This window comes from Cupriavidus sp. FW306-1B-F12B, assembly GCF_058781795.1.
In genome coordinates, this window is sequence record NZ_JBYSXC010000006.1 from 307,083 (window position 1) to 319,823 (window position 12,741).

Annotated in this window: 14 protein-coding genes and 1 tRNA gene; all 15 read left to right on the forward strand. The window is 64.6% G+C overall.

The window, feature by feature from the left end:
• Nucleotides 1–142: 142 nt before the first annotated feature.
• The 15 genes from AC3WLE_RS13380 to nuoK all read left to right on the forward strand — a co-directional run bounded on the left by AC3WLE_RS13380 (nt 143) and on the right by nuoK (nt 12,734).
• The gene (locus AC3WLE_RS13380) at nt 143–1,147 is read left to right on the forward strand and encodes an NAD(P)H-quinone oxidoreductase (protein WP_492352033.1); all 1,005 of its coding nucleotides are present in this window, start codon (nt 143–145) and stop codon (nt 1,145–1,147) included.
• A 114-nt stretch (nt 1,148–1,261) separates the two neighbouring features.
• Nucleotides 1,262–1,999: a triose-phosphate isomerase gene (gene tpiA / locus AC3WLE_RS13385; protein ID WP_492320918.1), complete on the forward strand. Its 738-nt coding sequence runs from the start codon at nt 1,262–1,264 to the stop codon at nt 1,997–1,999.
• Nucleotides 2,000–2,062: 63 nt separating this feature from the next.
• Complete coding sequence (gene secG / locus AC3WLE_RS13390; RefSeq protein WP_010809132.1) at nt 2,063–2,437, forward strand: preprotein translocase subunit SecG; 375 nt, start codon at nt 2,063–2,065, stop codon at nt 2,435–2,437.
• A 187-nt stretch (nt 2,438–2,624) separates the two neighbouring features.
• A tRNA-Leu gene (locus AC3WLE_RS13395) sits at nt 2,625–2,709 on the forward strand.
• A gap of 166 nt (nt 2,710–2,875) precedes the next feature.
• Nucleotides 2,876–3,235: an NADH-quinone oxidoreductase subunit A gene (locus AC3WLE_RS13400; RefSeq protein WP_010809131.1), complete on the forward strand. Its 360-nt coding sequence runs from the start codon at nt 2,876–2,878 to the stop codon at nt 3,233–3,235.
• Nucleotides 3,236–3,241: 6 nt separating this feature from the next.
• Nucleotides 3,242–3,724 (forward strand): NuoB/complex I 20 kDa subunit family protein, encoded by a 483-nt coding sequence (locus tag AC3WLE_RS13405; protein ID WP_008643342.1) that lies wholly within the window; start codon nt 3,242–3,244, stop codon nt 3,722–3,724.
• Between the two features lies 1 nt (nt 3,725).
• Nucleotides 3,726–4,322, forward strand: coding sequence for an NADH-quinone oxidoreductase subunit C (locus AC3WLE_RS13410; protein WP_010809130.1), 597 nt, complete (start codon nt 3,726–3,728; stop codon nt 4,320–4,322).
• Between the two features lie 9 nt (nt 4,323–4,331).
• Nucleotides 4,332–5,585 carry an NADH-quinone oxidoreductase subunit D gene (locus AC3WLE_RS13415; protein WP_492320917.1) on the forward strand — a complete coding sequence of 418 codons (1,254 nt, stop codon included), beginning with the start codon at nt 4,332–4,334 and terminating at the stop codon, nt 5,583–5,585.
• 187 nt (nt 5,586–5,772) lie between these two features.
• Nucleotides 5,773–6,270, forward strand: coding sequence for an NADH-quinone oxidoreductase subunit NuoE (gene nuoE, locus AC3WLE_RS13420; RefSeq protein ID WP_029044768.1), 498 nt, complete (start codon nt 5,773–5,775; stop codon nt 6,268–6,270).
• A gap of 1 nt (nt 6,271) precedes the next feature.
• A complete protein-coding gene (gene nuoF, locus AC3WLE_RS13425; RefSeq protein ID WP_340528743.1) occupies nt 6,272–7,567 on the forward strand; it encodes an NADH-quinone oxidoreductase subunit NuoF in 1,296 nt (431 codons plus the stop codon).
• A 12-nt stretch (nt 7,568–7,579) separates the two neighbouring features.
• Nucleotides 7,580–9,946: an NADH-quinone oxidoreductase subunit NuoG gene (gene nuoG, locus AC3WLE_RS13430; protein ID WP_492357026.1), complete on the forward strand. Its 2,367-nt coding sequence runs from the start codon at nt 7,580–7,582 to the stop codon at nt 9,944–9,946.
• 21 nt (nt 9,947–9,967) lie between these two features.
• The gene (gene nuoH / locus AC3WLE_RS13435) at nt 9,968–11,032 is read left to right on the forward strand and encodes an NADH-quinone oxidoreductase subunit NuoH (protein ID WP_340528739.1); all 1,065 of its coding nucleotides are present in this window, start codon (nt 9,968–9,970) and stop codon (nt 11,030–11,032) included.
• A 58-nt stretch (nt 11,033–11,090) separates the two neighbouring features.
• Entirely contained in the window at nt 11,091–11,582 is a 492-nt protein-coding gene (nuoI, locus tag AC3WLE_RS13440; protein WP_010809124.1) for an NADH-quinone oxidoreductase subunit NuoI, read from the forward strand.
• Nucleotides 11,583–11,766: 184 nt separating this feature from the next.
• Nucleotides 11,767–12,411, forward strand: coding sequence for an NADH-quinone oxidoreductase subunit J (locus tag AC3WLE_RS13445; protein ID WP_492357025.1), 645 nt, complete (start codon nt 11,767–11,769; stop codon nt 12,409–12,411).
• A gap of 17 nt (nt 12,412–12,428) precedes the next feature.
• Complete coding sequence (gene nuoK / locus AC3WLE_RS13450; protein WP_492357024.1) at nt 12,429–12,734, forward strand: NADH-quinone oxidoreductase subunit NuoK; 306 nt, start codon at nt 12,429–12,431, stop codon at nt 12,732–12,734.
• The last annotated feature ends 7 nt before the right edge of the window (nt 12,735–12,741 follow it).

Sequence of the window (12,741 nt, forward strand, 5' to 3'; positions counted from 1 at the left end):
GCGCCGCCAAAAAAACGGCTGGACGATGTCCAGTCGTTTTTTTGTTTACACTGCCGGCAACCCTATCGAGCCAAGGCTCACACCGACCCTGGCGCGATGCATCGTCGACCCGCGCCAAGACAAGTACAAGGAGCAGAGCAGCATGCAAGCCATCGAAATCCGCGAATACGGTGCCCCCGAAGTCCTCCAGCTGACCGAGCGTCCCGACCCGGTTGCGGGTGCGGGCGAGGTCCTGATCCGCGTGGCTGCCGCCGGTGTCAACCGTCCGGACGTATTCCAGCGCACCGGCAACTACCCGGTGCCGCCGGGTGCTTCGGACCTGCCCGGCCTGGAAGTGGCGGGCGTGGTGGTGGGCGGCGACCTGTCGCATGCCGACAACCGCTTCGGCCTGAAGGTGGGCGACCGCGTCTGCGCGCTGGTGCAGGGCGGCGGCTACGCACAGCTGTGCACGGCGCCGCTGGCGCAGGTCCTGCCCGCGCCGCAAGGCCTGAGCGATATCGAGGCCGCGGCGCTGCCCGAGACCTTCTTCACCGTCTGGAGCAATGTGTTCGACCGCGGCTGCCTGGGCCAGGGCCCGCGCGGCAAGGATGAGACCCTGCTGATCCAGGGCGGCTCCAGCGGCATCGGCACGACCGCGATCCAGATCGCCAAGGCGCTGGGCTACAAGGTGTTCGTCACCGCCGGCACCGATGAGAAATGCAAGGCCTGCGAAGACCTGGGCGCCGACCGCGCGATCAACTACAAGACGCAGGACTTCGTCGCCGAGGTGTCGGCGCTGACCGGCGGCAACGGTGTCGACGTGATCCTCGACATGGTTGCCGGCCCGTACCTGGCGCGCGAGCTGAAGTGCATCGCCGACGATGGCCGCATCGTCATCATTGCGCTGCTGGGCGGCGCCAAGGCCGAGATCCCGCTGGGCGATATCCTGCGCCGGCGCATCACCGTGACCGGCTCCACGCTGCGTCCGCGCCCGGCATCGTTCAAGGGCAAGATTGCCGCGGCACTGCACGAGCAGGTGTGGCCGCTGCTGGCCGCCGGCAAGATCAAGCCGGTGATCCACGAGGTGTTCCCGGCCGCGCAGGCGGCCGATGCGCATCGCCTGATGGAGTCAAGCGAGCATATCGGCAAGATCGTGCTGACCTGGTAAGGCACATCGACCGTTGCATGTGGCCAATGCTGCCGCCCGCCGCCATCGGGCGGCGGTAGCGCCGTGCCCCCGCCACAAGCTACAATAGCGGGTTTGATTTGGGAGGGGCACTTCGTGAGACAAAAGCTCGTCATCGGCAATTGGAAGATGCATGGCAGTCTGGCTGCAAACGCGGCGCTGCTGGAGGGCATCAAGGCTGGCGCGGCCAAGGCGACGCTGGCGGTCTGCGCGCCGTTTCCCTATCTTGCACAATGCCAGGCGTTGCTGAATGGCTCGCAAGTGGCCTGGGGTGCACAAGATGTGTCGGCAGAGGCGCGCGGCGCCTTCACCGGTGAAGTCGCGGCATCGATGGTGGGTGAGTTTGGCTGCACTTATGTGCTGGTCGGCCACTCGGAGCGCCGCATCTATCATGGCGAAACCGACCAGACCGTGGCGGCGAAGGCGCTGCGCGCGCTGGAATTCGGCATCGTCCCGGTAGTCTGCGTGGGTGAAACCCTGGCCCAGCGCGACGCGGGCGAAACCGAAGCGGTGGTCGGCAGGCAGCTGCAGGCCGTGCTGGACGCGCTGACGGTGGAGCAGCTGAGCCGCGTGGTGCTGGCCTATGAGCCGGTCTGGGCGATCGGCACTGGCAAGACCGCCACCAGCGAGCAGGCGCAGGCGGTGCACGCGTTCCTGCGTGGCCAGGTTGCCGCGCGCGACGCGGGTGTGGCCGAGCGCATGGCCATCCTGTACGGCGGCAGCGTCAAGCCGGACAATGCGGCCGAACTGTTTTCCATGACCGATATCGACGGGGGCCTGATTGGCGGCGCCTCGCTGAAGTCGGAAGATTTTCTCGCGATCGGCAACGCCTGAATGCCGGCCGTTCCGATCGACCGATCAGGCAAGTAACCAGCCAGTAAGGCTTATCTAAATCAAATGGCAATCTTCAAGACTTTGTTGGTGGTGCTGCAGGTGTTGTCGGCGCTGGGCGTGATTGGCCTGGTGCTGATCCAGCATGGCAAGGGCGCCGATGTCGGCGCGGCATTCGGTTCGGGCGCCTCGGGCAGCCTGTTCGGTGCCACCGGCTCGGCAAACTTCCTGTCGCGCACCACCGCCGTGCTGGCCACGCTGTTCTTCGTCTGCACGCTGGCGCTAACGCTGCTGGGCAACTACAAGCCGGCTGCATCGCTGGGCGTGATGGGCGCGGCGCCGGCTTCGGCGCCCGCAGTGGCAGGTGCTTCGGCTCCCGCTGCAGCCCCGGCAGCGGCCGCTGATGCATCGGCGCCGGCAGCTCCCGCTGTACCGAAATAATCCGTAAGCCTTGCGGCGGATTCCTGAGTTTTTTTGCAGTTGTGCGTTGAACAAAGCAAGAAATCTAGGTTAGAATGCAAGGCTTGAAACGATTCCCCAGCGATGGGTTCCGAGCAAAGACGTAAGCCTCTGCAACGGACCTGAAGGGCCTGAAAACCCGGCGCCAGGCAATATTGTTTCTCCCCCAGCCGACGTGGTGAAATTGGTAGACACGCTATCTTGAGGGGGTAGTGGCGAAAGCTGTGCGAGTTCGAGTCTCGCCGTCGGCACCAAACAACTTGATCGGAGTCCCTGGCCGGGCAATGCACCCGAGCGTGGGGCTCCGGCAGTCCGCAAGGCGGCGCGCCATGAGGCTCATGGCTTAGCGCCTGGGGTGGGCAACAGGACGCCGCTTCAGCTGGTGCTGTTGACAACATTCCAGATAAGGCTGGCCGTACCTTGAATCTCGAAGCCTACTTCCCCGTTCTCATCTTCATCATCTTCGGTGTCGTGCTTGGCGTGGCGCTGATGTCGATCGGTCGGATCCTCGGTCCGAACAAGCCCGATCCCGCGAAGCTGTCGCCGTACGAGTGCGGCTTCGAAGCGTTCGAGGACGCGCGCATGAAGTTCGATGTGCGCTACTACCTCATCGCCATCCTGTTTATCCTGTTCGACCTCGAAACCGCCTTCCTGTTTCCGTGGGGTGTCGCCCTGCGCGATATCGGCTGGCCGGGTTTCATCGCCATGGGCGTGTTTCTGCTGGAATTCATCGTGGGCTTCGTCTACATCTGGAAAAAGGGCGCGCTCGATTGGGAGTGATGTGAAATGGCAATCGAAGGCGTTCTCAACGAAGGCTTTGTCACGACAACCGCTGACAAGCTGATCAACTGGACCCGCACCGGGTCGCTGTGGCCGATGACCTTCGGCCTGGCCTGCTGTGCCGTGGAAATGATGCATGCCGGCGCCGCGCGCTACGACATGGACCGCTTCGGCGTGATTTTCCGCCCGTCGCCGCGCCAGTCGGACGTGATGATCGTGGCCGGCACGCTGTGCAACAAGATGGCCCCCGCGCTGCGCAAGGTCTACGACCAGATGGCAGAACCGCGCTGGGTGATCTCGATGGGCTCGTGCGCCAATGGCGGCGGCTACTACCACTACTCGTACTCGGTGGTGCGTGGCTGCGACCGCATCGTGCCGGTGGATATCTACGTGCCGGGCTGCCCGCCGACGGCCGAGGCGCTGATCTACGGCGTGATCCAGCTGCAGAACAAGATCAAGCGCACCAACACCATCGCGCGCAAGGGCTGAAATGGCGAAGCTTGACATCCTGAAGGCCGCGCTCGAGAAAGCTCTCGGCAAGCGCGTGCAGAACCTGATCGAGGCGACCGGCGAACTGACGCTGATCGTCAAGGCCGACGACTACCTCGAAGTTGCCCGCATCCTGCGCGACGATCCGTCGCTGCGCTTCGAGCAGCTGATCGACCTGTGCGGCGTGGACTATTCCGAGTACGGCGACGGTGCCTGGGACGGCCTGCGCTTTGCCGCGGTTTCGCAGCTGCTGTCGATCACCCACAACTGGCGCCTGCGCGTGCGCGTGTTCGCCCCGGACGATGATTTCCCGGTGCTGCCGTCGCTGATCGACGTGTGGAACGGCGTCAACTGGTTCGAGCGTGAAGCCTTCGATTTCTACGGCATCGTGTTCGACGGCCATCCGGACCTGCGCCGCATCCTGACCGACTACGGTTTCGTCGGCCATCCGTTCCGCAAGGATTTCCCGGTTTCGGGCTTCGTCGAGATGCGCTACGACCCGGAGCAGAAGCGGGTCATCTACCAGCCGGTCACGATCGAGCCGCGCGAAATCACCCCGCGCGTGATCCGCGAGGACAACTACGGCGGCTTGCACTGATAACGCGCCATGGCAGATATCAAGAACTACACCCTGAACTTCGGCCCGCAACACCCGGCAGCGCACGGCGTGCTGCGCCTGGTGCTGGAGCTGGACGGCGAAGTCATCCAGCGCGCCGACCCCCATATCGGCCTGCTGCACCGTGCCACCGAGAAGCTGGCCGAGCAGAAGACCTGGATTCAGAGCGTGCCGTACATGGACCGACTCGACTATGTGTCGATGATGGTCAACGAGCACGCCTACGTGATGGCGATCGAGCGCCTGCTGGGCCTGGAAGTGCCGGTGCGCGCGCAGTACATCCGCGTGATGTTCGACGAGATCACCCGCCTGCTGAACCACCTGATGTGGATCGGCTCGCACGCGCTGGACGTGGGCGCGATGGCGGTGTTCCTGTACGCCTTCCGCGAGCGCGAGGACATGTTCGACATGTACGAGGCGGTGTCGGGCGCGCGCATGCACGCGGCCTACTACCGTCCGGGCGGCGTCTACCGCGACCTGCCTGACACGATGCCGCAATATCGTGCCTCCAAGGTACACAACGAGCGCGCGATCAAGGCCATGAACGAGGCGCGTTCGGGCTCGCTGCTGGACTTCATCGAGGACTTCACCAACCGGTTCCCGAAGTACGTCGACGAATACGAGACGCTGCTGACCGACAACCGGATCTGGAAGCAGCGCCTGGTGGATATCGGCGTGGTCAGCCCGGAACGTGCGCTGCAGATGGGCTTTACCGGCCCGATGCTGCGTGGCTCCGGCATCGAGTGGGACCTGCGCAAGAAGCAGCCGTACGAGGTGTACGACAAGCTGGACTTCGACGTGCCGGTGGGCGTGGGCGGCGACTGCTACGCGCGCTACCTGGTGCGCGTGGAAGAGATGCGCCAGTCCAACCGCATCATCAAGCAGTGCGTGGAATGGCTGCGCCGTAACCCGGGCCCGGTGATCACCGACAACCACAAGGTGGCGCCGCCCTCGCGCGTGGACATGAAGTCCAACATGGAAGAACTGATCCACCACTTCAAGCTGTTCACCGAAGGCATGCACGTGCCGGAAGGCGAAGCGTATGCAGCGGTGGAGCATCCGAAGGGCGAATTTGGCATCTACGCGATCTCGGACGGGGCCAACAAGCCGTACCGCCTGAAGATCCGTGCACCTGGTTTCCCCCACCTGGCCGCGCTCGACGAAATGGCCAAGGGACACATGATTGCTGACGCGGTAACGATCATCGGCACGCAAGACATCGTCTTCGGCGAGATCGACCGCTAATCACGGACCGCCGGCCCGGACGACGATCCGGGCGCTTTCCGCGGCGCTCCCCAAGGGGGAGCGGGCGGAAGACCCGCGGCGGACCGGTACGGCCTCAGGCCTGCCGGCGGAACGGGCAGCGACGGCTGCAAACCTGCGGAAGGGAACGCCCGGTGGCGCTGCCTGACGCCGTTTTACTGCAATGACCATGCTATCAGCAGAAGCTCTCAAGGAAATCGATCGCGCGATCGCGAAGTATCCGGCCGACCAGAAGCAGTCGGCCGTGATGGCGGCGCTTGCCGTGGCGCAGGGCGAGGTGGGCTGGGTTTCCCCCGAAGTCATGCAGTTCGTCGCCAACTACCTCGAGATGCCGCCCGTGTGGGTGGAAGAGGTGGCGACCTTCTACAACATGTATGACACCAAGCCGGTGGGCAAATTCAAGCTCGCCGTCTGCACCAACCTGCCGTGCGCCCTGTCGGGCGGCGAGCGGGCTGGCGAGTACCTGAAGCGCAAGCTCGGGATCGACTACAACGAGACCACCGCTGACGGCTGCTTCACCCTGAAAGAGGGCGAGTGCATGGGCGCTTGCGGCGACGCGCCGGTGATGATCGTCAACAACACCCGCATGTGCAGCTTCATGAGCGACGACAAGCTCGACGCGCTTGTCGACGAGCTCAAGAGCGAAGCCGCCAAGGGGGGCAAGTAATATGACCAGTCTGCACGACCGCCATATCCAGCCGCTGATCCTGGCCGGCCTGGACGGCAAGAATTGGCACCTGGAAGACTACGTCAAGCGTGGCGGCTACCAGCAACTGAAGCGCATCCTGACCGAGAAGATCCCGCCCGAGCAGGTGATCGCCGATGTCAAGACATCGGGCCTGCGTGGCCGCGGCGGTGCGGGTTTCCCGACCGGGCTGAAGTGGAGCTTCATGCCGCGCACCTTCCCGGGTCAGAAATACCTGGTCTGCAACACCGATGAAGGCGAGCCCGGCACGTTCAAGGACCGCGACATCATCCGCTACAACCCGCACTCGCTGATCGAAGGCATGGCCATCGGCGCGTATGCGATGGGCATCACCGTGGGCTACAACTACATCCACGGCGAAATCTGGAACGAGTACAAGATCTTCGAGGAAGCCCTCGAAGAGGCGCGCGCGGCCGGCTTCCTGGGTGACAACATCCTGGGCTCGGGCTTCGATTTCCAGCTGCACGCGCACCACGGCTACGGCGCCTATATCTGCGGCGAGGAAACCGCGCTGCTCGAATCGCTGGAAGGCAAGAAGGGCCAGCCGCGTTTCAAGCCGCCGTTCCCGGCCAGCTTTGGCCTGTACGGCAAGCCGACCACCATCAACAACACCGAGACCTTCGCCGCGGTGCCGTTCCTGCTGGCCGTCGGCCCCGAGAACTACCTGAAGCTGGGCAAGCCGAACAACGGCGGCACCAAGATCTTCTCGATCTCGGGCGACGTCGAGCGTCCCGGCAACTACGAGATCCCGCTGGGCACGCCGTTCGCCAAGCTGCTGGAGCTCGCCGGCGGCATGCGCGGCGGCAAGCGCATCAAGGCGGTGATCCCGGGCGGTTCGTCCGCGCCGGTGGTGCCGGGCGACCTGATGATGGCGTCCGACATGGACTATGACTCGATCGCCAAGGCCGGCTCGATGCTGGGCTCGGGCGCGGTGATCGTGATGGACGAGACGCGCTGCATGGTCCGCTCGCTGCTGCGCCTGTCGTACTTCTATTTTGAGGAATCGTGCGGCCAGTGCACGCCCTGCCGCGAAGGCACCGGCTGGCTCTACCGCATGGTCAATCGCATCGAACACGGAGAGGGGCGCCAGGAAGACCTGGACCTGCTCAATAACGTCGCGGAAAACATCATGGGCCGCACCATCTGCGCGCTCGGCGATGCCGCGGCGATGCCGGTCCGCGGCATGCTCAAGCACTACTGGAAAGAGTTCGAATATCACGTCGAACACAAGCAGTGCATGGTTCCGGCCTACATCTAAGCGTGGCAGAACATGGTTGAACTAGAGATCGACGGCAAGAAGGTTGAGGTTGCTGAAGGCAGCCTGGTGATGGAAGCAGCCCGCAAGCTGGGCACCTATATCCCGCACTTCTGCTACCACCGCAAACTGTCCATCGCGGCCAACTGCCGCATGTGCCTGGTCGAGGTCGAAAAGGCCCCGAAGGCGCTGCCTGCCTGCGCCACGCCGGTGACCCCCGGCATGAAGGTCTTCACCAATTCGGAGAAGGCGGTCAAGGCGCAGAAGTCCGTGATGGAATTCCTGCTGATCAACCACCCGCTCGACTGCCCGATCTGCGATCAGGGCGGCGAATGCCAGCTGCAGGATCTGGCCGTGGGCTACGGTGCCTCGGAGTCGCGCTACAAGGAAGAGAAGCGCGTGGTGTTCCACAAGAACGTGGGCCCGCTGATCTCCATGGAGGAGATGACCCGCTGCATCCACTGCACCCGCTGCGTGCGTTTCGGCCAGGAAGTGGCCGGCGTGATGGAGCTGGGCATGCTGGGCCGCGGCGAGCATTCCGAGATCACCACCTTCGTCGGCAAGACCGTCGATTCGGAACTGTCGGGCAACATGATCGACCTGTGCCCGGTCGGCGCGCTGACCAGCAAGCCGTTCCGCTACTCGGCCCGCACCTGGGAACTGGCCCGCCGCAAGTCGGTGTCGCCGCACGACGGCCTGGGCGCGAATCTGGTGGTGCAGACCAAGAACCAGCGCGTGATGCGCGTGCTGCCGCTGGAAAACGAAGACATCAACGAGTGCTGGATCTCCGACAAGGACCGCTTCTCGTATGAAGGCCTGAACAGCGCCGACCGCCTGACCCGCCCGCTGCTGAAGCAGGGCGGCGAATGGATGGAAACCGACTGGCAGACCGCACTCGAATACGTGGCCAACGGCCTGGCCGGCATCAAGCGCGAGCACGGCGCCGACCAGATCGCCGCGCTCGCCAGCCCGCACAGCACGCTCGAAGAATTGTTCCTGCTGGGCAAGCTGGTGCGCGGCCTGGGCAGCGACAACGTCGACTTCCGCCTGCGCCAGTCCGACTTCTCGGCCGCGCTCAAGGGCGCGCCGTGGCTCGGCATGCCGGTGGCCGACGTGACCACGCTGCAACGCGTGCTGGTGATCGGCTCGTCGCTGCGCAAGGATCATCCGCTGCTGGCCTCGCGCCTGCGCCAGGCTACCAAGAAGGGCGCCCGCGTGGCCGTGCTGGGCGCCGGCGGTGAAGACCTGCTGATGCCCGTGGCCGCCCGCATCGACGTGGCGCCGTCGGGCTGGACCGCGGCCCTCGCCGGCGTGGCCCGTGCCGTGGCTGCTGCCAAGGGCGTGGCCGCCCCGGCCGGCACCGAAGGTTTCGACGGTGGCGATGTTGCCGCCAAGACGGCCGAAGCGCTGCTGTCGGGCGAGCGCCGCGCGGTGTTCCTCGGCAACGAGGCCGTGCGCCATCCGCAGTTCTCGGCGCTGCACGCGCTGGCACAGTGGATCGCCACTGAAACCGGTGCGACGCTGGGCTTCCTGACCGAAGCCGCCAACACCGTCGGCGGCTATGTCGCCGGCGCGCTGCCCAGGCAGGGTGGCGCCAATGCGCAGGCGATGCTGGACACGCCGCGCAAGGCCTACATCCTGCTGAACACCGAACCCGAGTTCGACGCCGCCGACCCGCGCAAGGCGCTGGCCGCGCTGGCCCAGGCCGGCACGGTGGTGGTGCTGTCGCCGTTCCGCTCGGAAGCGGCCATGCAGTACGCCGACGTGATCCTGCCGGTGACGCCGTTCACGGAAACCGCCGGCACCTTCGTCAACTGCGAAGGCAAGCCGCAGAGCTTCAACGGCGTGGTCCGCGCGCTGGGCGAATCGCGTCCGGGCTGGAAGGTGCTGCGCGTGCTGGGCAACCTGCTGGACGTGGCCGGCTTCGACTACGAAACCGCCGAGTCGGTGCGTGCCGAAGTGCTGTCGGCCCCGGTCGACGCGCAGCTGGACAACGCCACCGACGCGCCGATCCGCGTTGCCGCCGCTGCGGCCAACGGCATCGAACGCATCGCCGATGTGCCCATCTACCACGCCGACCCGATCGTGCGCCGCGCCGAATCGCTGCAGCTGAGCGCTGCCGCGCGCCGCGCCATGCAGATCTCGCTGCCGGCCGACCTGTTCGCCAGCCTTGGCATCCAGTCCGGCGATCCGGTGCGGGTCACGCAAGGGCAGGGCAGCGTGGTGCTGCCGGCCGTGCTCGAAGCCACTCTCCCGGCCAACACCGTGCGCGTGCCGGCGGCAACGCCGGCGGCCATGAGCCTGGGCGCGATGTACGGCACGGTCACCGTAGAGAAGGCCATTGACCTGGCGCCGGCCACCGGCACCGTGGCCACGGCGTAAGAACAAGAGCGAGAACAAGACATGATTGACTGGATTACCTCGCAAGGACAGGGCCTGCTGGGTGCCTACTGGACACCGCTGTGGATCCTGATTCGCGCCGTGATCATCGTGGTGCCGCTGCTGCTGTGCGTGGCTTACCTGATCCTGTGGGAGCGCAAGCTGATCGGCTGGATGCACGTCCGTATCGGTCCGAACCGCGTGGGTCCGCTGGGCCTGCTGCAGCCGATCGCCGACGTGCTGAAGCTGCTGCTCAAGGAAGTCATGATGCCCACGCAGGTCAGCCGGGGCATGTACCTGATTGCCCCGCTGATGGTGCTGATGCCCGCCGTGGCGGTCTGGGCCGTGATTCCGTTCCAGGCTGAAGTGGTGCTGGCGGACGTCAACGCCGGCCTGCTGTACGTGATGGCGATCAGCTCGGTGGGCGTGTACGGCGTGATCCTGGCCGGCTGGGCCTCGAACTCCAAGTACGCCTTCATCGGCGCCATGCGCGCCGCGGCCCAGATGGTGTCGTATGAAATCGCCATGGGCTTTGCGCTGGTGACGGTGCTGATGGTTGCCGGCAGCCTGAACCTGTCGGCCATCGTCAACGGCCAGAACACCGGTTACTTTGCCGACATGGGCATCAACATCCTGTCGTGGAACTGGCTGCCGCTGCTGCCGATGTTCGGCGTCTACTTTATCTCGGGCGTGGCCGAAACCAACCGCCACCCGTTCGACGTGGTGGAAGGCGAGTCGGAAATCGTGGCCGGCCACATGATCGAATACTCGGGCATGGGCTTCGCGCTGTTCTTCCTGGCCGAGTACATCAACATGATCATCATCTCGACGATGACCGCGCTGATGTTCCTGGGCGGCTGGGCGCCCCCGGTCGATAGCGTGCTGACCAATGCGATCCCGGGCTTCTTCTGGCTGGTGATCAAGGTATTCCTGCTGCTGTCCGTCTTCATCTGGATCCGTGCCTCGTTCCCGCGCTACCGCTATGACCAGATCATGCGCCTGGGCTGGAAGGTGTTCATCCCGCTGACGGTGGCGTGGCTGATCATCGTGGCGATCTGGATCAAGTCGCCCTGGAACATCTGGCACTGAACGGCCAAACGACGGTGCGCGCCGTGGCGCGCACCGTGTGGAAATACTAGGAAGCATCATGCTGCTCGCCATCAAGGACTTCTTCAACAGCCTGCTCCTGAAGGAACTCTTCAAGGGCATGGCCCTGACCGGCCGCTATCTCTTCGCGCGCAAGATCACCGTCCAGTTCCCGGAAGAGAAAACGCCGATCTCGCCGCGCTTCCGCGGCCTGCACGCGCTGCGCCGCTACCCCAACGGGGAAGAGCGCTGCATCGCCTGCAAGCTGTGCGAGGCGGTGTGCCCGGCGCTGGCCATCACGATCGAGTCCGACGCGCGCGCCGACGGCACGCGCCGCACGACCCGCTATGACATCGACCTGACCAAGTGCATCTTCTGCGGTTTCTGCGAAGAGGCCTGCCCGGTCGACGCCATCGTGGAAACGCAGATCCTGGAGTACCACGGCGAGAAGCGCGGCGACCTGTACTTCACCAAGGACATGCTGCTGGCAGTGGGCGACCGCTACGAGCCGCAGATCGCCGCAGCCAAGGCTGCCGACGCAAAGTATCGCTAAGCCGAAGCAGCGACAGTAGTAACGACCGGTTCGCGGCTGCCGCAAGCAGCAGACCTGGCAGCCGCCGCCACCGAATTTGAATGCGGCCCCTGCAATGCAAGGGGCCAATGCAAGGATGCCGCAGGAGCGGGCCACCCGAGGGGTGGCTTGTGCCGGACGGCCCAGAGAGGATCCGATAGGGACCATGGAACTCACGACCACCATCTTCTACGTCTTTGCGCTGGTGCTGGTGCTCTCCGCACTGAAAGTCATCACTGCGAAGAACCCGGTGCATTCCGCACTGTTCCTCGTGCTGTCGTTTTTCACGGCCGCGGCGATCTGGATGCTGCTCAAGGCGGAATTCCTCGCCATCCTGCTGGTGCTGGTCTATGTCGGCGCGGTGATGGTGCTGTTCCTGTTCGTGGTGATGATGATCGATATCGACATCGAGCACCTGCGGCGGGACTTCTGGACCTATGTGCCGATGGCCTCGGTGGTGGGCGCGCTGATCATCGCCGAAATGGCGATCGTGCTGGTGCGCAACTTTATCGGCACCACCACGCCGGTGGCCACCAACGGTTCGCAGGAGCCGGGCTACTCGAACACCGCCGCGCTCGGCAAGCTGATCTACACCGACTATATCTACGCCTTCGAAGTGGCCGGCATCATCCTGCTGGTGGCGATCATCGCCGCCGTGGCGCTGACCCTGCGCCGCCGCAAGGACGTCAAGGCCCAGGACGTGTCGGCGCAGCTGCGCACCCGCCGCGACGAGCGCGTGCGCCTGGTGCCGATGCAGTCCGAAGGCCAGACCCAGCAGACGGAAGCCGCGGCTGCCGCCAATAAGAACTAAAGCCCGGAGAAATCGCTGTGCTCTCTCTCGCTCATTTCCTCGTGCTCGGTGCGATCCTGTTTGCGATCAGCATCGTCGGCATCTTCCTGAACCGCAAGAACGTGATCGTGCTGCTGATGGCGATCGAACTGATGCTGCTTGCGGTGAACATCAACTTCGTCGCCTTCTCGCATTACCTGAGCGACCTGGCTGGTCAGGTTTTCGTTTTCTTCATCCTCACGGTGGCCGCCGCCGAGTCGGCAATCGGTCTCGCCATCCTGGTTGTGCTGTTCCGCAACCTGGATACGATCAACGTGGACGACATGGATACCCTCAAGGGCTGATCCGTGG